22 protein-coding genes and 1 pseudogene are annotated in these 22,264 nt (G+C 57.8%); 19 read left to right on the forward strand and 4 right to left on the reverse strand.

The window, feature by feature from the left end; translation table 11 throughout:
• Positions 1-15 precede the first annotated feature (15 nt).
• Entirely contained in the window at positions 16-924 is a 909-nt protein-coding gene (prmB, locus tag ACM6IO_RS00865) for a 50S ribosomal protein L3 N(5)-glutamine methyltransferase (RefSeq protein WP_192227315.1), read from the reverse strand.
• Between the two features lie 238 nt (positions 925-1,162).
• On the opposite strand from prmB, the gene ACM6IO_RS00870 reads away from it, so the two are divergent.
• From ACM6IO_RS00870 to ACM6IO_RS00905, 8 genes and pseudogenes are all read left to right on the forward strand, one after another.
• Complete coding sequence (locus ACM6IO_RS00870; RefSeq protein ID WP_008031485.1) at positions 1,163-1,753, forward strand: cysteine hydrolase family protein; 591 nt, start codon at positions 1,163-1,165, stop codon at positions 1,751-1,753.
• 131 nt (positions 1,754-1,884) lie between these two features.
• Complete coding sequence (locus ACM6IO_RS00875) at positions 1,885-2,205, forward strand: hypothetical protein (protein ID WP_008031483.1); 321 nt, start codon at positions 1,885-1,887, stop codon at positions 2,203-2,205.
• 86 nt (positions 2,206-2,291) lie between these two features.
• Complete coding sequence (locus ACM6IO_RS00880; RefSeq protein WP_008031481.1) at positions 2,292-2,849, forward strand: Smr/MutS family protein; 558 nt, start codon at positions 2,292-2,294, stop codon at positions 2,847-2,849.
• 117 nt (positions 2,850-2,966) lie between these two features.
• On the forward strand, positions 2,967-3,680 hold the full coding sequence (locus ACM6IO_RS00885) for an XRE family transcriptional regulator (RefSeq protein ID WP_414910739.1): 714 nt from the start codon (positions 2,967-2,969) through the stop codon (positions 3,678-3,680).
• Positions 3,681-3,992: 312 nt separating this feature from the next.
• Positions 3,993-4,667, forward strand: coding sequence for a polysaccharide lyase family 7 protein (locus ACM6IO_RS00890; protein WP_008042798.1), 675 nt, complete (start codon positions 3,993-3,995; stop codon positions 4,665-4,667).
• Positions 4,668-4,807: 140 nt separating this feature from the next.
• Positions 4,808-5,039, forward strand: a pseudogene (locus tag ACM6IO_RS00895) (site-specific integrase); the annotation flags it as partial.
• Positions 5,040-5,061: 22 nt separating this feature from the next.
• The gene (gene folE, locus ACM6IO_RS00900) at positions 5,062-5,607 is read left to right on the forward strand and encodes a GTP cyclohydrolase I FolE (RefSeq protein WP_032832746.1); all 546 of its coding nucleotides are present in this window, start codon (positions 5,062-5,064) and stop codon (positions 5,605-5,607) included.
• A gap of 101 nt (positions 5,608-5,708) precedes the next feature.
• Positions 5,709-6,080, forward strand: coding sequence for a glutathione S-transferase N-terminal domain-containing protein (locus ACM6IO_RS00905; RefSeq protein WP_008042800.1), 372 nt, complete (start codon positions 5,709-5,711; stop codon positions 6,078-6,080).
• 176 nt (positions 6,081-6,256) lie between these two features.
• Here the strand turns inward: ACM6IO_RS00905 and ACM6IO_RS00910 are convergent, their stop codons facing one another.
• The gene (locus ACM6IO_RS00910; protein WP_414910740.1) at positions 6,257-7,423 is read right to left on the reverse strand and encodes a PLP-dependent aminotransferase family protein; all 1,167 of its coding nucleotides are present in this window, start codon (positions 7,421-7,423) and stop codon (positions 6,257-6,259) included.
• Positions 7,424-7,505: 82 nt separating this feature from the next.
• Here ACM6IO_RS00910 and ACM6IO_RS00915 point away from each other — a divergent pair, with 82 nt between their 5' ends.
• The 3 genes from ACM6IO_RS00915 (at position 7,506) to ACM6IO_RS00925 (ending at position 10,300) form a co-directional block, all read left to right on the forward strand.
• Positions 7,506-7,949 (forward strand): MarR family winged helix-turn-helix transcriptional regulator, encoded by a 444-nt coding sequence (locus ACM6IO_RS00915; RefSeq protein WP_192227312.1) that lies wholly within the window; start codon positions 7,506-7,508, stop codon positions 7,947-7,949.
• A gap of 306 nt (positions 7,950-8,255) precedes the next feature.
• Positions 8,256-9,605 (forward strand): NCS2 family permease, encoded by a 1,350-nt coding sequence (locus ACM6IO_RS00920; RefSeq protein WP_008031464.1) that lies wholly within the window; start codon positions 8,256-8,258, stop codon positions 9,603-9,605.
• 68 nt (positions 9,606-9,673) lie between these two features.
• Positions 9,674-10,300, forward strand: a complete 627-nt coding sequence (locus ACM6IO_RS00925) for a LysE family translocator (RefSeq protein WP_008031463.1) — start codon at positions 9,674-9,676, stop codon at positions 10,298-10,300.
• Positions 10,301-10,520: 220 nt separating this feature from the next.
• Here ACM6IO_RS00925 and uraH read toward each other — a convergent pair whose 3' ends face one another.
• A complete protein-coding gene (uraH, locus tag ACM6IO_RS00930) occupies positions 10,521-10,874 on the reverse strand; it encodes a hydroxyisourate hydrolase (protein WP_008031462.1) in 354 nt (117 codons plus the stop codon).
• A gap of 419 nt (positions 10,875-11,293) precedes the next feature.
• Here uraH and puuE point away from each other — a divergent pair, with 419 nt between their 5' ends.
• From puuE to ACM6IO_RS00970, 8 genes are all read left to right on the forward strand, one after another.
• Positions 11,294-12,220, forward strand: a complete 927-nt coding sequence (puuE, locus tag ACM6IO_RS00935) for an allantoinase PuuE (protein ID WP_059404690.1) — start codon at positions 11,294-11,296, stop codon at positions 12,218-12,220.
• The gene (gene uraD, locus ACM6IO_RS00940; RefSeq protein ID WP_192227311.1) at positions 12,217-12,732 is read left to right on the forward strand and encodes a 2-oxo-4-hydroxy-4-carboxy-5-ureidoimidazoline decarboxylase; all 516 of its coding nucleotides are present in this window, start codon (positions 12,217-12,219) and stop codon (positions 12,730-12,732) included. The genes puuE and uraD overlap by 4 nt, the downstream gene beginning before the upstream one ends.
• An 88-nt stretch (positions 12,733-12,820) precedes the next feature.
• Positions 12,821-13,816: an allantoicase gene (gene alc, locus ACM6IO_RS00945; protein WP_008031459.1), complete on the forward strand. Its 996-nt coding sequence runs from the start codon at positions 12,821-12,823 to the stop codon at positions 13,814-13,816.
• A gap of 116 nt (positions 13,817-13,932) precedes the next feature.
• On the forward strand, positions 13,933-14,436 hold the full coding sequence (locus ACM6IO_RS00950; RefSeq protein WP_007960046.1) for an ureidoglycolate lyase: 504 nt from the start codon (positions 13,933-13,935) through the stop codon (positions 14,434-14,436).
• 50 nt (positions 14,437-14,486) lie between these two features.
• A complete protein-coding gene (locus ACM6IO_RS00955; protein ID WP_192227310.1) occupies positions 14,487-15,779 on the forward strand; it encodes a urate hydroxylase PuuD in 1,293 nt (430 codons plus the stop codon).
• Between the two features lie 166 nt (positions 15,780-15,945).
• A complete protein-coding gene (locus ACM6IO_RS00960) occupies positions 15,946-17,304 on the forward strand; it encodes a nucleobase:cation symporter-2 family protein (protein WP_192227309.1) in 1,359 nt (452 codons plus the stop codon).
• 153 nt (positions 17,305-17,457) lie between these two features.
• Positions 17,458-18,243 carry an outer membrane protein OmpK gene (locus tag ACM6IO_RS00965; RefSeq protein ID WP_008040551.1) on the forward strand — a complete coding sequence of 262 codons (786 nt, stop codon included), beginning with the start codon at positions 17,458-17,460 and terminating at the stop codon, positions 18,241-18,243.
• A 375-nt stretch (positions 18,244-18,618) separates the two neighbouring features.
• Positions 18,619-19,404: an outer membrane protein OmpK gene (locus ACM6IO_RS00970; protein WP_192227308.1), complete on the forward strand. Its 786-nt coding sequence runs from the start codon at positions 18,619-18,621 to the stop codon at positions 19,402-19,404.
• A gap of 47 nt (positions 19,405-19,451) precedes the next feature.
• On the opposite strand, the gene ACM6IO_RS00975 is transcribed toward ACM6IO_RS00970, so the two are convergent.
• Positions 19,452-22,235 (reverse strand): RHS repeat domain-containing protein, encoded by a 2,784-nt coding sequence (locus ACM6IO_RS00975; RefSeq protein ID WP_414910741.1) that lies wholly within the window; start codon positions 22,233-22,235, stop codon positions 19,452-19,454.
• Positions 22,236-22,264 lie beyond the last annotated feature (29 nt).

Consider the following 22,264-nt stretch of genomic DNA (forward strand, 5'->3'; position numbering starts at 1 on the left):
GAAGGCGTCCTCAGGTCAGACGCGGGAAGCGAACAACGCCTGATGCTCCCGGCACTGCTGCGCCGTCAACATGAACACGCCATGCCCGCCGCGCTCGAAATCGAGCCAGGCAAAGTCGACTTCCGGGTACAACGCGTCAACGTGAACCTGGCTGTTGCCCACTTCGACAATCAGCAAACCCTTCTCGGTCAGATGATCCGCCGCTTCGGCGAGCATCCGTCGTACCAGGTTCAAGCCATCGTCGCCACAGGCCAGGCCCAGCTCGGGTTCATGCTGATATTCCTGCGGCATGTCGGCGAAATCTTCCGCATCGACGTAAGGCGGGTTCGACACGATCAGGTCGAAACGCTGACCCGGCAAGCCATCGAAACCATCGCCCTGCACGGTGTAGACCCGCTCATCGACACCATGGCGCTCGATGTTCTGGTTAGCCACTTCCAGCGCTTCGAACGACAGATCCGCCAGCACGACTTCGGCGTTCTGGAATTCATAGGCGCAAGCGATACCGATGCAACCGGAGCCGGTGCACAGGTCAAGAATCCGCGCAGGCGCGGCGCCCAGCCACGGTGCGAAACCCTTTTCAATCAGCTCACCGATCGGCGAACGCGGAATCAATACACGCTCATCGACGATGAACGACATGCCGCAGAACCACGCCTCACCCAACAGATAAGCGGTCGGAATGCGTTCTTCGATGCGCCGCTTGAGCAAACGCTGCAGCTTGACCAGCTCATCGTCTTCCAGATTGCAGTCGAGGTAGCTGTCAGCAATTTCCCACGGCAAGTGCAAGGCACCCAACACCAGTTGACGGGCTTCGTCCCAGGCGTTGTCGGTCCCATGGCCGAAAAACAGATCCTCCCCATGGAAGCGGCTGACGGCCCAACGGATATGGTCACGCAGGGTACGAAGTCGGGAAGTGATCACGGGGTAAACTCCAGAAAAAACGACTGGTGATTCTAACAGCCAAAACGCGTGACGACGACGCAGGAAAAACACCGGCTCAGATGTAGGACATATCCATTTTTATCGCTGGCTATTGAACAAAACGAGGATATTGACAAGGCTGCAGGCCAGTAACGACGGCGCCTACGATGGTAGCGATTCACAGAAGCGCTCAGCCAGAGGACAATGTCGCAAAAGCCCCACTCCAAGGAGCCCCAGAATGTCCGTTCCAAAAACGATGTTTCAACTCAGCGGTCGCGGTTATGCCGCCGCCAATCTGAGCCATGCGACCCTTGTCATCATCGATGCCCAGAAAGAATACCTCAGCGGCCCCCTGGCTCTGGTCGGCATGGATGCTGCTGTCGCGAACATCAAGCAGCTGGTGAGCGCTGCCCGCGCAGCCGGCCGTCCTATCGTGCATGTGCGCCACCTCGGCACCGTCGGCGGGCTGTTCGATCCGCAAGGCGAGCGCGGTGAATTCATCCCGGGCCTCGAACCACAGAGCGACGAAACCATCATCGGCAAGTTGCTGCCGAGTGCGTTTCACGGCACCGAACTGCTGGACCGCCTGCAAAATCTCGGCTCCCTGGACCTGATCGTGTGCGGTTTCATGAGTCACTCCAGCGTCAGCACCACCGTGCGCGCCGCGAAAAACCTGGGCTTTCGCTGCACCCTCGTTGAAGACGCCTGTGCAACGCGCGATTTGCCCTACAAGGGTGGCGTGTTGAGCGCTGACCACGTTCAACAGACCGAAATGGCGATCATGGCGGACAACTTCGCCACTCTCGCCCTGACCCACGATCTGATCTGATCGACGCTTGATGAGCGGTTCATGCCGCCGCTCATCCGCAAAAGCCTCTCGTTCGCTGTAAATGTCATAGCCTCAGGAACATCCCGGTCAACTCCCGGTCGAAGGGCCGATACCCATTGAGGAAGGTCGGAATGAAGTTATCCGATGGTTTTGACGCACGCCGCTTGCGGCCCAAAGGCCAAAGCAACTGGCGTTTTCGATTCGGCGCAGCCTTTGCTGCCTTGCTGGCAACGTGCGGTGTGTTGCTGGCGATGGCCGGCGCCGCCAGCCTGCTGGGCCACCCGCCGGCACTCGGCGAGTTGAATGCCAGCCCGCTGGGCTCGGCAATCATTCTGGCGGTCGGTCTGTTCCTGCTCTACCTCGGCGTTTGGCTGTGGCGGCGTTGCCGTCGCCGCGCGCGCCAGTCGCAAGAGCTGAACATGTCCCCGCATCTGATGAAAAAACACGACTGAATTGACGGCCTGACGTTTACCGGGCCCCAATTGTTATCGGTCGTGTCTCGACTTGGGTAAACTGGCCGCCCTTCGCGGAGGCTGATATGCAAGACAACGATTTTTCCCTGTTCAAAAGCGCGATCCAAGGCGTCAAGCCGATCAAGCACGATCGCGCCGAAACCGGCAAACCCAAGGCTGACCGCGCGCAGATCGCCAAGCTACGTCAAGCCGCCACCGTGCGCACCGATGCCACCACCGTTGACGGTCTGTCCGATCAGTTCGTGATCGACGTCGGCCCGGAAGACGAGCTGATGTGGGCGCGCGACGGCGTGCAGGAAAGCCAGATGCGCAAGCTCAAGATCGGGCAAATCCCCTTCGAAGGCAGCCTCGACCTGCACGGCATGAGTGTGGAAAAGGCGCGGGAAACGCTCTGGGCGTTCCTGGCGGAAGCGACCAAATTCGAAATCCGCTGCGTGCGCGTCACCCACGGCAAAGCCGTGCGCCTGGACGGCAAGCGGCCGATGATCAAAAGCCACGTCAACACCTGGCTGCGCCAGCATTCACAGGTACTTGGCTTCACCTCGTGCCAGGCGAAACATGGTGGTGCCGGAGCGGTTTATGTGATGCTCAAACGCACCATGATGGAAGGTCGCGACGAGTAAAGTCGTTACGCCACGCTTGCAGCGTCGTAGCCGCCACACCGATCTGACTACTGGCTGACCACTCAGTACAGGTACACCGACTTGCAATGATATGGGAGCTCCCGTAATACTTCGCAGATGGAATTTAAAGAAAGACTCAAAACAGCCCGCCAACACGCCAAGCTCAATCAGACCGAGCTTGCCGAGCGCGCGGGGCTGACTCAAACCTCAATCTCCGACCTCGAGCGCGGGAAATCGAAAGCGACAGCCTTTGTTGCCCAGATCGCTTCAGTGTGTGGCGTTTCACCGATGTGGCTGGCTGAGGGTGTCGGTGACATGCTTAAAGGGGTCTCCCCCCCTCCAGGCATTTCAATGTCAGACATCCAGCCTTGGGACGACAGCACCCCTCTGGATGACGATGAGGTTTATGTCCCCTTCCTGCGTGAAGTTGAGCTGGCGGCGGGTTCAGGCCGATTCGTGATCGCAGAAAACGACAGCGCCAGGCTGCGTTTCTTCAAGAAAGACCTGCGTCACAATAACGTGCAGTTCAACAACGCCAGGTGCGTGTCGGTGAGCGGGAACAGCATGTTCCCGGTACTGCGCGACGGCGCCACCGTCGGCATGAACATTGGAAAGAATTCGCTGGGCGACATCGTCGACGGCGACATGTACGCGATCAACCACAACGGCCAGCTCCGTGTGAAACAAGTCTACCGACTGCCCAGCGGGATCCGTCTACGCAGCTTCAACCGTGACGAGCATCCGGACGAGGACTACACCTTCGCCGAGATCCAGGAGCAGCAGATTGCGATCCTGGGTCATGTCTTTTGGTGGGCAATGTATTCGCGGTGAACCGAGTCGCGGTGATTCGTGAGCGTCCAGTGCCATGACGCGCAATACAACAAATCGACGCACATCCAGAGGAGCCCGCCAAGCGCGGGCTTTTTTTGCACCTGAAATACAGGTGCGGAATAAAATATGGGAATACCCGTTTACAGAAAATATGGGAAAGCCTATATTCGTATTCAAGCCAACGGGAAATCGATCGGAAGCTGCCAACTATCACTTCTGCCCATTCATTGAGTGGGCAGTGGGATGTAGGCCTGCATCAAACGCAAGGCTCACCAGAGCAAAAAGCGACATCAATGGACTGAGGTAAAAACCATGACTGTAGACATCAGCAACTTCACCATCGCTACCCCGCTTCCAATCTCCGACACCAACCCGATTGCGCTTGAGCTCATCGGCTGGCGCGCACTGCTCGAATGCCCCGACGTCATCTCAATGCTTGAAGATGGTTCGCTGCAGATGACGGCGCCGACGCTTGGAGCGTCCAGCAAGAGCACGCTACGAACTCGCTGTGAGTGGAAGGAGCCAGGTTACTGGCTGTTCTCCAGCGCAGCGGACCACTGGAACCGCCAGGAAATGCGACTGACCAAAGTCAACTCGCTGCAGAAAGTCGTGATTGGCCAAATTCATGTGAAGGGTTCAGAACGACCTCCGGTGAAGGTGTTCTGGAACAAAGGAAAAATCACCATGGGGTTCCGGTCAAGCTACCTCCAAGACGATCCGGTCAACTCGACGGTGCTGGAAAACGTACCGCTCGGTGCACTTTTCAAAATCAACATTCACGCCAACTCGAGCGGCGCCGTTTCTGTATCGGCCAGCTGTAACGGCGTCAAATCCACTTCCGCGATCATGCGCCTCGACAACACTTGGGACACGAAAACGCTTGCCTTTCACGGCGGCGTGTACAACCAGATCGATTACTCCGACACCACCGACCCGCTAGACGGTTCTGTCTGCATCATCAGCGATCTGTCGATCACTCACGCCTGATAGACCTGCTCGGCCTGATGAGCAAAACAGGTTTCAGGGGAACATCACTGCTGCAGCCTGGCGACAGGCTGTAGCGGGATGCGGATAAAATCCGGCAGGCCTGCGCGACCGACAAACACTTACAGGCGGCAACGACCGATTTTGGGCTTCGCGCCCGCTGGCAATACAACTGCCGTCACACATACGCTACCATGTGCCTCATGTCGGGGATGAACCCTGCGTTTTATTGCCAATCAGCTCGGTCGTAGCGTTCAGATGTTGCTATCGACCACGCCCGACGAATCAACTCCGGCATCGACCAGAGTGAACGGGCCGTTTGAAACGAGCTCGATTGGTACAACATTGGTACAGACAGAAACAGTACCCCTCTGAAACCCTTATGGAATCAGCCCCTGTGACACTGGAACAGAATTACACCGCGATTCTCGGCCAATTGGGCGAGGACGTCTCCCGCGAGGGCCTGCTCGACACGCCAAAACGTGCCGCCAAAGCCATGCAGTACCTCTGCCGCGGTTATGAACAGACACTGGAAGAAGTCACCAACGGTGCCTTGTTCAGCTCCGACAACAGCGAAATGGTGCTGGTGAAAGACATCGAGCTCTACTCGTTGTGCGAACACCACCTGCTGCCGTTCATCGGCAAAGCCCACGTCGCCTATATTCCGAGCGGCAAAGTGCTGGGCCTGTCGAAAGTCGCGCGGATCGTCGATATGTACGCCCGCCGCCTGCAGATCCAGGAAAACCTCAGCCGCCAGATCGCCGATGCGGTCCAGCAGGTCACCGGCGCCCTGGGCGTTGCGGTGGTGATCGAGGCCAAGCACATGTGCATGATGATGCGCGGTGTGGAGAAGCAGAATTCGACGATGATCACCTCGGTGATGCTCGGTGAGTTCCGCGAAAACGCGGCGACCCGCAGCGAGTTTCTCAGCCTGATCAAGTAATTCGCAGCAACGAAGAAAACCGGCATTCATCGCCGGTTTTTTTTCGTCTGCGAAAAATCAGGTAAGCTGCGCGCCTTCTTTCGCCCCGTGAGGCTTGTACCGTGTTCGTTAAAGCGCTTCGTGTCGGCCTCGGCCAACTGATCATTTTCATCGACTTCATCACCCGTCCCGGCAAAAAGCAGCGCCCTGCCGCCGCCCAGGCTCAGGTTGAAGCGGCTGCCAAGGACCTGACGCTGTATCAGTTCCATGCCTGCCCGTTCTGCGTGAAAACCCGCCGCACCCTGCGCCGCCTGAACGTGCCGGTGGCGTTGCGTGATGCGAAGAACAACGAGCAGGATCGTCAGGTTCTGCTGGAGCAAGGCGGCAAGATCAAGGTCCCGTGCCTGCGCATTGAAGAGAATGGCCAGACCACCTGGATGTATGAGTCCAAGGTGATCATTGATTATCTGGACAAGCGCTTCGCTGCGGCGTGAGGTTTGTGGTGTGGCTGACGGCCTCTTCGCGGGCAAGCCTCGCTCCTACAGGTTATGCATCTTCTGTAGGAGCGAGCGGTGCGGCGATCCGACTTGCCCGCGAAGGCGTCGGATCAACCACCACAAATCTCAGACAAAAAAAACCGGCCCATGAGCCGGTTTTTTTATCGCTGCGATCAGGCCGCTTCCGCCGCCTGCGCCTGTCGCACCACCGCCGCCAATCGCTTCAACCCTTCATCCAGCCGCGCCGGATCGATGTGGCTGAAGTTCAGCCGCAAATGCCCCGGGTGATTGTCCGGCTCCGGAAAAAACGGCTCACCCGGCATGAACGCCACATCCGCCGCCAGTGCAGGCTTGAGTAACGTGCGCGTGTCCAGCGGTTGTTTCAGCGTCAACCAGAAAAACAGCCCGCCCTGCGGCACGTTCCACTCTGCCAAATCAGAAAAATGCGTTTCCAGTGCCGACTGAAACGCATCCCGACGCACCCGGTAAAAGTCCCGCAGCTCACTCAGGTGCTGCTGGAATTTCTCGGTGCCGATCCATTGCAGCGCTTGCCACTGGCCGACGCGGTTGGTGTGCAGATCGGCGGATTGCTTGAGTTTCAGCAAATGCGGAAACAGGTCCGGACTGGCGATCAGGTAGCCGACCCGCAGCCCCGGCAACAAGGTTTTCGACACGGTGCCGGTGTAGATCCAGCTGGTCTTTTTCAAGCGACTGACGATTGGCCTGGCACTGCCGCCATCAAACGTCAGCTCGCGATACGGCTCGTCTTCGATCAGGGTGACACCAAACTCATCCAGCAACGCGGCGACCGCATCGCGCTTGGCCTCGCTGTAGCGCACCGCCGAAGGGTTCTGGAACGTCGGGATCAGATAGATGAACGCAGGTTTGTGCTTTTCCAGACGCGTGCGCAGCTCAAGCAGGTTCGGACCGTCAGCCTCCAGCGGCACGGTGATGCAGTCGGCGCCAAACAGTTGAAAGATCTGCAACGCCGCCAGGTACGTCGGCGCTTCGAGCAGGATCTCGGTGCCTTTGTCGATGCAGAGCTTGGCCGCCAGATCGAGGGTTTGCTGCGAGCCGCTGACCACCAATACCTGACTCGACTCACAGGGCACGCCCAACGCTCGCGCCTCGGCCGCCAAGGCTTCGCGCAACGCCGGCTCCCCTTCGCTCATGCCGTATTGGCCGATGGACAGCGGCATGTCGGCCCATTCGACGGTCGGCAGCATGACTTCGGCCGGCAAACCACCGGCGAACGACATCACTTGCGGGCGCTGGGCGGCGGCGAGGATTTCACGAATCAAAGAACTTTTAAGGCGCGAGACACGTTCGGAAAAAGCCATGGGGGTCACCGGTAGCGAGGCCTGAGGAAAATGAGTCAAACTGGTTGACCGAAATTACGACAACCCGGACGGATACGTCAACATGCTTGACCTTAAAAACCCCGCCTCCCAGCAACAGGCCATGGAAGCGTTTTTCTTCGGCTACCAGGCGTTCACTGCCAAGGCCGACGAAATGCTCGAGCGTCGCGGCTTGAGCCGGGTGCATCAACGCATCGTGTTTTTCATCGCCCGGTACCCGAATCTCAGCGTCAAGGAGTTGCTGGCATTGCTCGGCGTGAGCAAGCAGGCACTGAACATTCCGCTGCGCCAGTTAGTGGAAATGCACCTGGTAGACAGCGTTGCGTCCGAGACCGACAAGCGTAAACGGCTGCTGGAACTGACCGTGGAAGGGGCGCGGTTTGAGCAGTCGTTGCGGCGTGAGCAGGTGAAACTGCTGGAGCGGGTGTTTGCCGAGGCTGGGGAGACGGCGGTGAATGGGTGGTTGGCGGTGAATCTGGCGTTGGGGGAGAACCAGCAGAAGATGTGACCTCGAGTCAGTCTTCGCGGGCAAGTCGGATCGCCGCACCGCTCGCTCCTACAGGATATGCGCCGCTTTTGTAGGAGCGAGGCTTGCCCGCGAAGGCGTCCTTTCTGGCGATATATCCCTATTGCCAAACTTTTCGTCTACAAAATCAAAAACATTATTTGCATTATTTGTATACAAAAGCATAATCCACTGCGTGCGAGTTCCTGACCAAGCGGTCAACAAATTCGCGAATGCCTCAAAGGGCCGCTGCCACCCTCATGGGTCCGGCCCTGGAAATAACAATAAAACTCTTGAGGAGTACTCGCTGTGGAAAGCCGCAAATCCGAAGCCCCGTCGCTGGAACTCTCGCCGCCATTACGCAATGGCTGGCTGGAACGCATCTTCAAACTCAGCTTGCATGGCACCACGGTGAAGACCGAGTTGATTGCCGGTCTGACAACCTTCATCACCATGGCTTACATCATCTTCGTCAACCCCAACATCATGGCCGACGCCGGGATCGATCACGGCGCGGCATTCGTTGCAACGTGCATCGCGGCTGCACTGGGTTGCCTGTTGATGGGCCTGTACGCCAACTGGCCAGTCGGCCTCGCGCCGGGCATGGGCCTCAACGCCTTCTTCACCTACACCGTGGTCGGCACCATGGGCTACAACTGGGAAACCGCACTCGGTGCAGTGTTCGTTTCCGGTGTGTTGTTCATGATCCTGACCTTCTCCAAGATCCGCGAATGGCTGCTCAACAGCATTCCGGTGAGCCTGCGCTTTGCGATGGGCGCCGGCGTAGGTCTGTTCCTCGGCCTGATCGGCTTGAAAACCGCCGGCATCGTCGTCGATAGCCCGGCGACGCTGATCAAGCTCGGCTCGCTGCGTGAACCCGGCCCGCTGCTCGCCGCGATCTGCTTCCTGATGATCGCCGTGCTCAGCTACCACAAGGTGTTCGGTGCGATTCTCATCAGCATCATCACCGTAACGCTGGCCGGCTGGGGTCTGGGCCTGGTGCATTACGAAGGGATCATGTCGGCACCGCCGAGCCTGGCACCGACCTGGATGGCCATGAACGTTGCCGGCGTATTCAACGTCAGCATGATCAGCGTGGTGCTGGCCTTCCTCTTCGTGCACATGTTCGACACCGCCGGCACTTTGATGGGCGTCGCCCAACGCGCCAACCTGGTGAACGCGGACGGCCGCATCGAAAACCTCTCTCGCGCCATGAAAGCCGACAGCGCCTCCAGCGTATTCGGTGCCGTGGTGGGTGTTCCTCCGGTAACAAGCTACGTGGAAAGTGCCGCGGGTGTAGCCGCTGGTGGTCGGACTGGTCTTACCGCTGTTACCGTAGGTGTGTTATTTATTGCAGCCATGTTTTTCGCACCGCTGGCTGGCATGATCCCCGCTTATGCAACAGCCGGCGCGCTGATTTACGTGGCGATGCTGATGATGGGCGGCATGGCGCACATCGAATGGGACGAAGCGACCGACAGCATTCCGGCGATCGTCACCGCGATCATGATGCCGCTGACCTTCTCGGTCGCCGACGGTATTGCGCTGGGCTTCATCACCTATGTGGCGTTGAAAGCCGGCACCGGTAAATACAAGGAAATTTCCGTGAGCCTGTGGGTGCTCTGCGCGATCTTCATCGCCAAGTTCATCTTCTTGTAAACACAGGTACTCGCTTGAAAACAGCCTCACCCCGTCGGGTGAGGCTTTTGTGCAAATGGAGGAAAGTGATGAGTCTGGAAACCTGGCTGCTGTTCAGCGGCGCTGCGCTGGTGGTGATCCTGATCCCGGGGCCACTGTCTTTGCTGATGATCAGCAACAGTCTGAATTACGGTTTGCGTCGTTCTTACCCAGCGTTTTTGGGTGGCGTGATTGCGTCGATCTGCTTGCTCAGCGCTTCCGCGTTGGGATTGGGGGCGTTGTTGCTGGCTTCGGAACAGCTGTTCAGCGCATTGAAAATCGTCGGAGCGCTGTACCTGTTCTACCTCGCCTGGCAGAGCTGGCAGCAATCGCGCCAGCCATCGGTCGGCGCTGAAGTGCCCCAGGCTGCGCCGGTGCCACGTTTCCGTGCCCTGTTCGGGCGCGCATTTGTGCTGGGTGCGAGCAATCCGAAAGACATCCTGTTCTTTGCCGCATTCCTGCCGCAGTTCTTGAGCGCCGGGCAACCGTTCCTGCCGCAGTTGCTGGTGATGATTGCTACGTGGACGGTGTTGGATCTGCTGTGCAAATTGGCTTACGGGTTAGGTGCCCATGGTGCGGCGCGGTATCTGCGCAGTGGCAAGGGGCAGAGCTGGTTTAACCGGGTGAGTGCCGGACTGTTTAGCGGCGCCGGCGCAGCGTCGCTGTTGAGCCGTTAAGAGCTTCGCGGGCAAGTCGGATCGCCGCCCGCTCGCTCCTACAGGTTTTTGTGTCGTTCATGGAATGGAAAACAACCTGTAGGAGCGAGGCTTGCCCGCGAAGGCGTCGGCACATTCACCACATTCCTCGGGACGAAAAAAAGCCCGCAGTGTGAGCGGGCGAAAGACCAAAGAAGCTATATGCGCAGTCGCTTCTCGGAGGCGACAGCTGCTTGGGGGATCAGCTGCCGCGGTACGTGGAATAGCTATAAGGCGAAATCAGCAGCGGCACATGGTAGTGATCCTGTTCCGCAGAGATGCCAAACCGCAGCACCACCACATCCAGGAACGCAGGCTCCGGCAGCTGAACGCCACGGGCGCGGTAGTAATCGCCCGCATGAAACTGAACCTGATAGACCCCGGTGCGGTAGTCATCGCCCTGCAGCAGCGGTGCATCGACGCGGCCGTCGCTGTTGGTGATTGCGCTGGCGACCAATTCCAGCTGCGAGCCTTCAACGCGGTACAACTCGACCTTGATCGAGCTGCCCGGGCAACCGTGTGCAGCGTCCAAAACGTGTGTAGTCAAACGTCCCATTGATTCTGCGCGCCTGCCTGCGTGGAGCAGTCAGACCTCGCGCCTCCCGAAGTCAGTTGAAAAGGAGACCGCACCGATTCGGAGCACGAAAAGCTGCGGCGAGCGACTGATTAAGACACTTTTCATAAAAATTGTACACAATAAAAACGACATTTTTGCAGCCAGTACCGCCATTCAAGGATTCGCAGTCAATCTGACGCCAAACCATGCGAGCAGCGGACCTTCTATCCATTAGCTGACCAACTGGGCAGGTTTCTTGCAGTAGCACTCCAAGATGACAGCAGATGAAAAATGCGAAAATTCAGGCTTACAAAGTGGATATAAAGTTGTATACAATCAGCCCATCGCTGTGACGCCAGCCTGTCATCCCATCGCCAGGCCGCCACACAACCTGTCAACGAATAAGAAGGAAGACTGCAGTGAGCGCTGACTACCCACGCGACCTGATCGGTTACGGCAGTAACCCTCCTCACCCACACTGGCCGGGCAATGCGCGCATCGCCCTGTCTTTCGTGCTCAATTATGAAGAAGGCGGCGAGCGCAACATCCTGCACGGCGATAAAGAGTCCGAAGCCTTCCTTTCGGAAATGGTCTCGGCGCAGCCGCTGCAAGGCGCGCGCAACATGAGCATGGAATCCCTTTACGAGTATGGCAGCCGCGCCGGTGTCTGGCGGATTCTGAAACTGTTCAAGGAATTCGACATTCCGCTGACCATCTTCGCCGTGGCCATGGCCGCCCAGCGCCACCCGGACGTGATCCGCGCGATGGTCGATGCCGGTCACGAGATCTGCAGCCACGGCTATCGCTGGATCGACTACCAGTACATGGACGAAGCACAGGAACGTGAGCACATGCTCGAAGCGATCCGCGTCCTCACCGAAATCACCGGCGAACGCCCACTGGGCTGGTACACCGGCCGCACCGGCCCGAACACCCGTCGGCTGGTGATGGAAGAAGGCGGCTTTCTCTACGACTGCGACACCTACGACGACGACCTGCCCTACTGGGAACCGAACAACCCGACCGGCAAGCCGCACCTGGTGATCCCGTACACCCTGGACACCAACGACATGCGCTTCACCCAGGTCCAGGGCTTCAACAAGGGCGACGACTTTTTTGAATACCTGAAAGACGCTTTCGATGTGCTGTACGCCGAAGGTGCCGAAGCGCCAAAAATGCTCTCGATCGGTCTGCACTGCCGGCTGATCGGCCGTCCGGCGCGTCTCGCCTCGCTCAAGCGCTTTATCGAATACGCTAAAAGTCATGAACAGGTGTGGTTCAGCCGCCGCGTCGACATCGCTCGCCACTGGCACGAAACCCACCCGTACCAAGGGGCTGCCAAATGAGCACCTTTCAAACCCTGAAACCCTCGACCCTGAGCCGCGACGCGTTCGTCACCGCTTTCGCCGACATCTACGAACATTCGCCATGGGTGGCCGAGAAGGCCTTCGACCTGGGCCAGGACGCTTCGATCGACGAGATCGAAACCCTGCACCAGCGCATGAGCGACATCCTGTTGAGCGCTGATCACGAAAGCCAGTTGTCCCTGATCAACGCTCACCCGGACCTGGCCGGCAAAGCCGCCGTCCAGGGCCAGTTGACCGAAGCCAGCACCAATGAACAGGCTGGCGCCGGTATTCACCAATGCACGGCCGAAGAGTTTTCTCGCTTCACCGAGCTGAACGACGCCTATAAAGCCAAGTTCAAGTTTCCCTTCATCATGGCGGTAAAAGGCAGCAACCGGCATCAGATCCTCGCGGCGTTCGAAACGCGCATTCACAACCCGGCAGATACCGAGTTCAAGTGCGCGCTGGCGGAGATCAACAAGATTGCCCTGTTCCGATTACTGACCCTATAGCGAGCCTTGCCCGAGCGACATTGGACGCAAACATCGCCCAGGGCACTGCAAGCATCCCAAGCCAACTTATTAAAGGCAGACAAGAAGAATGAAAGCTTACGCCGTACCTTTCGAGAAGTTCGTCAACCTGGCCGACGCCCGCCTGGGCACCAAAATCATTTCGGTCACCGATGACTGGTTCGCAGACGCCAACCGTCTGTTCCAACCGACCCCGGCCGTGTGGAAGGAGGGCGTGTTCGATGACAACGGCAAGTGGATGGACGGCTGGGAATCGCGTCGCAAACGCTTCGAAGGCTACGACAGCGCGGTCATCCGCCTGGGCGTGCCAGGTTCGATCAAAGGCGTAGACATCGACACTTCATTCTTCACCGGCAACTTCCCGCCGTCGGCTTCGCTGGAAGCCTGCTTCCTCGCGTCTGGCGAACCGGACGACAACACCCAGTGGACTGAAGTGCTGTCGGCCGTCGAGCTGCAAGGCAACAGCCACCACTACCACGAAATCAGTAACGACCAGGCCTTCAGCCACCTGCGCTTCAACATCTACCCGGATGGTGGCGTGGCCCGTCTGCGTGTCTACGGCATTCCGTTCCGCGACTGGTCCGCTGTCGGCGACAACGAACAAGTGGACCTGGCCGCCGCCCTGAACGGTGGCCGCGCCCTCGCCTGCTCCGACGAACACTTCGGCCGCATGAGCAACATCCTCAACCCAGGCCGTGGCATCAACATGGGCGACGGCTGGGAAACTGCACGTCGTCGCACGCCGGGCAATGACTGGGTCATCGTCGCGCTGGGTCATGCCGGCGAGATCGAAAAAGTCGTCGTCGACACTTTGCACTTCAAGGGCAACTACCCGGACACTTGCTCGATCCAGGGCGCCTTTGTGAAGGGCGGCACCGACAGCCAGATCGAAACCCAATCGCTGTTCTGGCGCGAACTGTTGCCGGCGCAGAAACTGGAAATGCACGCCGAACACACCTTCGCCGAGCAGATCAAGGCGCTGGGCCCGATCACCCACATCCGCCTGAACGTGTTCCCGGATGGCGGTGTGAGCCGCCTGCGTGTCCTGGGCAAGGTCGCTAAATAAGCGGCGCGCCATTCGCGGGCAAGCCTCGCTCCTACGGGTATCACCGACCGTAGGAGCGAGGCTTGCCCGCGAAGACGCCAGATCAAACAACACAAATTTTGGATAAGAAGACCAGCATGCGCACACTGACGATTGAACCGCTGACCAAAGAAGCCTTCGCCCCTTTCGGTGACGTGATCGAAACCGACGGCAGCGATCACTTCATGATCAACAACGGTTCGACCATGCGCTTTCATAAACTGGCGACGGTGGAAACCGCCACGCCAGAAGACAACGCGATCATCAGCATTTTCCGCGCCGACGCGCAGGACATGCCGCTGACCGTCAGCATGCTGGAGCGTCACCCGCTGGGCAGCCAGGCTTTCATTCCGCTGCTCGGCAACCCCTTTCTGATCGTGGTCGCGCCACTTGGCGATGAACCTGTATCAGGCTTGGTCCGCGCCTTCGTCACCAACGGCAGGCAGGGCATTAATTACCATCGCGGCGTCTGGCACCACCCGGTGCTGACGATCGAAAAGCGGGATGACTTCCTGGTGGTTGATCGCAGTGGCACAGGCAATAACTGCGATGAGCATTTTTTCAAAGAGGATGAGCGTTTGATCCTCGCCCCCCACCAATAAGAGAAGGTCTGATCACTCGACAACAGAGTGACAGGCGAGAGGTAAAGACTGTGGAAGCACATCTGTTGGAATGGCTGAACCTGAGCGTGCGCTGGGTTCACATGATTACTGGCGTGGCCTGGATCGGTGCGTCGTTCTATTTCGTCTGGCTGGAAAACAACCTCAATCGGGTCAACCCGAAAAGTGGTCTGGCCGGCGATTTGTGGGCGATCCACGGCGGCGGTATCTATCACCTGGAAAAATACAAACTGGCTCCACCGACCATGCCGGACAACCTGCACTGGTTCAAATGGGAAGCCTACTTCACCTGGATGTCGGGGATCGCGCTGCTGTGCGTGGTGTTCTACTCCAACCCGACGCTGTACTTGCTGGCACCGGGCAGCAGCCTGACCGGCCCTGAAGGTGTTGCCCTGGGCATCGCTTCTTTGTTCGTTGGCTGGTTCGTCTACTCCTTCCTCTGCGACTCGGCCCTGGGCAAACGCCCTGCCCTGCTCGGCTTCATCCTGTTCGTGCTGATCATTGGCGCCGCTTACGGCTTCAGCAAAGTGTTCAGCGGTCGTGGTGCGTACCTGCACGTCGGCGCGATCATCGGCACCATCATGGTCGGCAACGTGTTCCGCATCATCATGCCGGCACAGCGCGCACTGGTAGCGGCGATTGCCGAGAACCGCACACCCGATCCGGCACTGCCGGCCAAAGGCCTGCTGCGTTCGCGTCACAACAACTACTTCACCTTGCCGGTGCTGTTCATCATGATCAGCAACCACTTCCCGAGCACTTATGGCAGCCAGTACAACTGGCTGATCCTGGCCGGGATCGCAGTGTTGGCGGTGTTGGTGCGTCACTACTTCAACACCCGTCATGACAGCCACAAGTTTGCCTGGACCCTGCCCGTCGCAGCCGTGGGCATGATCTGCCTGGCTTACGTGACTGGCCCGGCGCAGATGCCAAGCGCACCTGAAGTGGCCAAGGCACCTGGCACCATCGAGTACCAGCCGCTGCCGGAAACCGCCCTCGGTGGTGGTGCCAAACCTGCCGCACCGAAACCGGCTGAAGCACCGGTCCAGGCGGCAAACGCCGGCCCGGGGTTCGACAAAGTGCACAGCGTGATCCAGGAACGTTGCGCGGTGTGCCACTCGGCCAAGCCGACCAGCCCGTTGTTCAGCGCAGCGCCGGCCGGCGTGATGTTCGATACCCCCGAGCAGATCCGCCAGAACGCGGCGCGCATCCAGGCTCAAGCCGTCACCAGCCAGATCATGCCACTGGGCAACATCACCCAGATGACCCAGCAGGAACGTGACCTGATCGGCGCGTGGATTGTTCAGGGAGCTCCGACCAATTAATCGCTAAAAGCTTCGCGAGCAAGCTTCGCTCCTACAGGTTTTGTGTCGTTCACAAATGATGCAAACGGCACAAAACCTGTAGGAGCGAGGCTTGCCCGCGAATGGCCGCGCCGCGGTCTCCCCTGATGCACAAAATCACAAGAATAAAAAAGATCCGAGGTGTTGCATGTCCGAGCTATCCCAAGCGCGCATCCCCGACGCACCCGCCATTCAGCGTTTGCCCCTTTTGCAACTGATCCTGGTCGGTCTGCAACATGTTTTGCTGATGTACGGCGGAGCCATCGCGGTGCCGCTGATCATCGGACAGGCCGCTGGCCTGAGTCGTGAAGAAATCGCCTTCCTGATCAACGCCGACCTGCTGGTGGCCGGCATCGCCACCATCGTCCAGTCGCTGGGCATCGGCCCGATGGGCATTCGCATGCCAGTGATGATGGGCGCCAGCTTCGCCGCCGTCGGCAGCATGGTCGCCATGGCCGGCATGCCCGGTATCGGCCTGCAAGGAATCTTCGGCGCGACCATCGCCGCCGGGTTCTTCGGCATGCTCATCGCACCGTTCATGTCCAAAGTCGTTCGGTTCTTCCCGCCGCTGGTGACCGGCACAGTCATCACCTCGATCGGTTTGTCGCTGTTCCCCGTCGCCGTCAATTGGGCGGGCGGTGGTGCCGGCGCCGCTCAATTCGGTTCACCGATTTACCTGGCCATCGCCGCACTGGTGCTGGCAACCATTCTGTTGGTCCATCGTTTCATGCGCGGTTTCTGGGTCAACATTTCCGTGCTGATCGGCATGTGCCTCGGTTACGTGATCTGCGGGTTGATCGGCATGGTCGACCTCAGCGGAATGGCCCAGGCGCCTTGGCTGCAATTCGTCACCCCGCTGCACTTCGGCATGCCGAAGTTTGAACTCGCGCCGATTCTGTCGATGTGCCTGGTGGTGGTGATCATCTTCGTCGAGTCCACCGGGATGTTCCTCGCGCTGGGCAAAATCACCGGCCAGGAAGTCTGCCCGCGCATGCTGCGTCGCGGCTTGCTGTGCGATGCCGGCGCGTCGTTCTTCGCCGGTTTCTTCAACACCTTCACCCACTCCTCTTTCGCGCAGAACATCGGTCTGGTGCAGATGACCGGCGTGCGCTGCCGCTCGGTGACCATCGTTGCCGGCGGGTTGCTGATCGTATTGAGCCTGCTGCCGAAAGCCGCGTTCCTGGTCGCCTCGATTCCGCCCGCCGTGCTTGGCGGCGCAGCGATTGCGATGTTCGGCATGGTCGCCGCCACCGGGATCAAGATTCTCCAGGAAGCCGACATCGGTGACCGTCGCAACCAATTGCTGGTGGCGGTGAGCATCGGCATGGGCCTGATTCCAGTAGTACGTCCGGAGTTCTTCGCCCACCTGCCATTGTGGATGAGCCCGATCACCCACAGCGGCATCGCCATGGCGACGTTGAGTGCTTTGGCGCTGAACCTGCTGTTCAACATCCTCGGCGGCAAGGAACGCGCCGCGATCAACGACTGCCACGCCCACTCGCACTAAGACAGAACGCAAACCCTGTAGGAGCCGGCTTGCTGGCGAAGCGGTGGGTCAGACGACATCAATGTTGGATGTTCTGACCTCATCGCCAGCAAGCCGGCTCCTACAGGGGTGGGACACCTGCGCCTTGAAAATAAAAACAAGAGGGAGCAACAGATGATTCGGACACAGACAAACCTGCTGTTAGGCAGCGGTCTTCTGGCTGCCAGCCAAGCCATGGCCGGCGATTTACTGCTGTGGCAGACCAACAGCCTGAGCTATCTGTACGGCAAGGATTTCGCGATCAACCCGTCGATTCAGCAGACGATCACCTTCGAACACGCCGACCGCTGGAAGTACGGCGACAACTTCCTGTTCGTCGACAGCACTTACTACAACGGCGAGAAAGACCGGAACAAAGGCGTTCACGCCTATTACGGCGAATTCAGCCCACGCCTCTCCTTCGGCAAAATCCTCGACCGCCGCTTCGAATTCGGCCCGATCAAGGACGTGTTGCTGGCCATGACCTACGAGAATGGCGAAGACGACACCGAAGCCTACCTGATCGGCCCCGGCTTCGACCTTGCAGTACCGGGCTTCAACTTTTTCACCTTGAATTTCTACTATCGCCAGACCGAAGGCTCGCGCCCCGGCGATGATGTCTGGCAGATCACACCGGCCTGGTCCTACACCGTCCCGCTGGGCAATTCGAACCTGTTGATTGACGGCTACCTCGACTGGGTCGTGGACAACGACCAGAACGCGCGCGGCACCTATCACGCCAACCTGCATTTCAACCCGCAGATCAAATACGACCTGGGCAAGGCCCTGGGCTGGCGGGAGAAACAGGTGTATGTCGGCGTCGAGTACAGCTACTGGAAAGACAAGTACGGCGTGGAAAACAACGCCCGCCTCGACACCAATGAAAACACCACCAGCCTGCTGGTGAAGGTGCACTTTTAAGATGACCCGCAACGGTGCCCAAAACCTGTCGTCGGTGCGCTGTTGCGGGGCACTTGAGACCAGGCCCTGGAGTCAGTATTCTCCGCGGCCGCCTGAATCCGCTTTAAAAAAAAGCCCGGATTTAATTCCTGACCAGAAAGCCAACTTATCCCGGCCCTGGACGGTATCAAGGCATTCCACCCCCCCTCTCAATCGACGGCTCTTGAGCCGCCGAACGGGAGTTTTTTTGCTTTTCGAAAGCCTTGGCGCAGCTCTTGCTAACAGCACTGAAGCTGACCGATTGGATGATTTTTTACCGCTACGGAAAAAGGCGCCACACCAGAGCGCCGACCTTAAAAAAACAACGTGAAACACCTACTTTTTGGGAGCAACCGAATGAAACGTACGTGCACTAGCCTGATGCTGGCGGGATCCTTGCTGGCCGGGGGCCAGGCCATGGCCAGCGACTTGCTGCAATGGCAGAACAACAGCCTGACCTACCTCTATGGCAAAGACTTCCAGGTCAACCCGCGCATTCAGCAGACCGTGACCTTCGAACACGCCGATGGCTGGAAATATGGGGATAACTTCTTCTTCGTCGACAAGATCTTCTACAACGGCGAAAAGGATTTCAACGTCGGCCCGAACACCTATTATGGTGAGTTCAGCCCACGTATTTCCCTGGGCAAAGTCCTCGACCAGAAAATCGGATTCGGCCCGGTCAAAGACGTGTTGCTGGCGATGACGTACGAGTTTGGTGAAGGCGATACCGAGTCCTACCTGATCGGCCCGGGTTTCGACCTGGCGATTCCCGGTTTCGACTACTTCCAGCTGAACTTCTACCAGCGTCATACCGAAGGCAGCCGTGCGGGCGACAACGTCTGGCAGATCACGCCAGTGTGGTCCTACACCATCCCGGTCGGCGATTCGAGCATCCTGATCGATGGTTTCATGGACTGGGTAGTCGACAACGACTCCAACTCCAAAGGCGACTACCACGCCAACCTGCACTTCAACCCGCAGGTTAAATATGACTTGGGTAAAGCGCTGAATTTTGGCGAGAAGCAGTTGTATGTGGGTGTGGAGTATGACTATTGGTCGGACAAGTACGGGATTAAGGATAGCCAGTACTTCAAGACTGATCAGAGTACTACGAGCTTTTTGGTGAAGTTCCACTTCTAATTACCACCCTCCGTGTCCAGAGCATATTCTGGACACCCGGAAAGAGGCTAGTGATTTAGCCTCTTTTGGTATTCCACATGCAAGGCATACGCCAAATATGTCGAAGTATCTGCATTATTACTGCCCATTACACCTCGAACATCTGCACTACCATTAAACTCATCAAGCGCGGCGCGGAAATCCATCACGGAATTTTCCGAACCCTCACTTATAGTTTCAGTAAAAAATTTTCGATCCTTTATAAACCCTACACTAAAGAAATCTGGCGACTCGCCCCTCATCACCTGACGAGAAGCCTCCATAACCTCATCTAACGTTTTTCTTACAAGCGAAGTATTCGCAGAAAAACCATTATCAAGCAGCAGTGGAAATGACCAATAATCAACAGTAGAGGCTCCTTTCCCCGGCATTCCTTCAACTTTTTTAGGTAGATGTGACGCCTCATGCAAAATAGTTGTATTTATCGTCACCCCAGCTTCTATATTATTTTCATTTAAAAACATACGACCTACGGTATCGGCTTCCATTATATACCCAACAATACTTACCCCGTCTGGGGCTTTTATTTTCACGAACCGACTCTGCCCACTCTCGGCCTGATAATTAGCCAACATATTCCTGGTTCGCCCCCACCCCTTCACAACGTTCCCAACAACCTCTTCATACGCCGGCCCCAAAAAAGCACTTTGTATTGACTCGCTTGCCTGCGGGTACTCCTTCAGCATCGCAATTGCATCATTGATTATTTCGATAGATTCTTTCAGGCCCTCCAACACAATAGATTGCTCCACACCTGAAAACTCCTTCAATCCCCTCGCCAATATATGATCCCCACCTTTCAATACATCATGTTCTATAGAGTCGCCTTCCCAGTCATATCTACCGTCAATATCAACATTTAAAACGGGTCTCCCGCCAACAAAATTATAAATATTCAGGCCATTTATCCGCCCCAAAGGATCCGGACTCACCCACCTTTGCAACCAAGGCGCGTAATACCGATACCCATAATAATAAAGCCCCGCCGCATCCCGTTCTTTACCCGAATAACGAATCGTTTTGTACCTGGCTTCGATCTCGCTGACACCCGCCCACAACGCCGTCCCACCAAACGCGTAATAAACCTCCCGACTCAGAACTCTGCCCTGCTCATCCAACTCCAGAGTGCTGGAATTCAGATGATTGCTCAGGCAAAAACGCAGTTGATCGTTACGAACATCACGAGGCAATCCATCGACCCAGTGCAAGGCGCGGACCTGACCGCGCCCGGCCTCAACACTGACCACATGCCGCTCTTCTCCAGTGGCCTTGTCACGATGGATTTCCAAACCCGGCAAGTAGCGCGTTTCAGAACGCAATGTGCGATGCGCAGCCAGAGTCAGTCGGACTTTTCGCAAGCGATGTCCGGGACTGTCGTAGCAGTAACATTCAGTATCGTCAGGACCGTCGTCGCGCTTGACCATCGTTACGCTGCTGAGCTGGTTCCGTACATCCCAACTCATCTTTTGCCCACGCAGTAACTCCAACTGATTGCCGTTGGCATCGAAGCCGTCAACCAAGTTGCCTTTATCCGCTGCGCTGCGATTGCTGCCCGTAGCCGTAAACATCTCAAAAGTTTCTGCACCGCTGTGATGGCGGGTTTGCAAATTACCGGCGGCGTCGTAATTGAAAGTCTGGGTGTAATTGCGCAACTGGTTGGGGTCCAGCGGCGTGGTTTGCCAGGTTGGCAAAGCCGGGCCGTAACTGGGTTGACTGACTTCGCTGCCAATGGCTTCGGTCAGTTGGTAAAGGCTGTCGTAGCCATAGCGACAGACCGGATCGATCCGCTGATTATTGAAATAACGCGTCAGTTGAGCCAGGTCTTCGATGAAGGTGATATTGCCGACGGGATCGTAACCGTAGCTAAAATTCTGAAGCGGCTTGCCATCGACATCGCAGGACTGCAATTGCAGGAGGCGCCCGTCTTCACCTGCATACCGTGCAATGGTGGTAACGCCATTGCCAGCCCGTTCGCTGACGCCCCGGCCGAAGGCGTCGTAGCGGATTTCACTGACCAGCAAACGGGGATCTTCTAAAGAAGCGGCCAGCTTCAATCGGGTTTCACGTAGCTGACCGGCCCGGTCGTAAGCGAACGATCTGACGTTATCCATGGCGTCAGTCTGACAATGCATTTCTCCTACAGGGCCGTACTGCCACGTCGTCTCGAACACCTCGTCTTCCAGTTCCGCCTCGGCGAATTCAGATGACCAGTCCGGCAGCTCCAGATCGCGCAGGAAACGCGTTTGCTCCGCCAGCAGCGATCCACCCACGCCATAGTCACAGAAGCTGCGCCTGCCGGCCGGATGGTCATGGCGGATCGGTTGACCACACTGGTTATGGGCCGCCCGCTCGTCACGGGCATCGCCATACGTAAAGCGCTCGGAAACACGCGGCAACTCGTGCGCCATTTGCTCCGTAACGGCTGTCGGGCGCTGGAGCTCATCAAATTCGCTGTGACGCTGACCGCCGCGACCGTCCCAGAACGAGCAGGCCGCATCCGCCCGATTCATTAAGCTGAGCTGCCACCCGGCATCGACACTGTCCACCAGCAGAGCCCGGCCTTGCAGATCAAAGGTGTTTTCAAGATTGGGTTTCGGCGCCGTTCCCCACAAGCGTGGGTCCCAGGACGCAAAAAGCCGTCCGGCAGGATCGAAGTGGTTACGGGTAATGCGGGTATCAACGGACGGGTTCAACGGATGACGGCAATAGGCGACATTTCGCACAACCAACCCGCGCGCATCCACCACCGCCAGACTCGGTGTGTGAGCATCAATCCATTGCGCGGCCGCCATGTTCGAACCCTCTGCCTGAGGGTTTTAAT

Source organism: Pseudomonas sp. IT-P44, assembly GCF_949768225.1.
Classification (GTDB): Bacteria; Pseudomonadota; Gammaproteobacteria; order Pseudomonadales; family Pseudomonadaceae; genus Aquipseudomonas; species Aquipseudomonas migulae.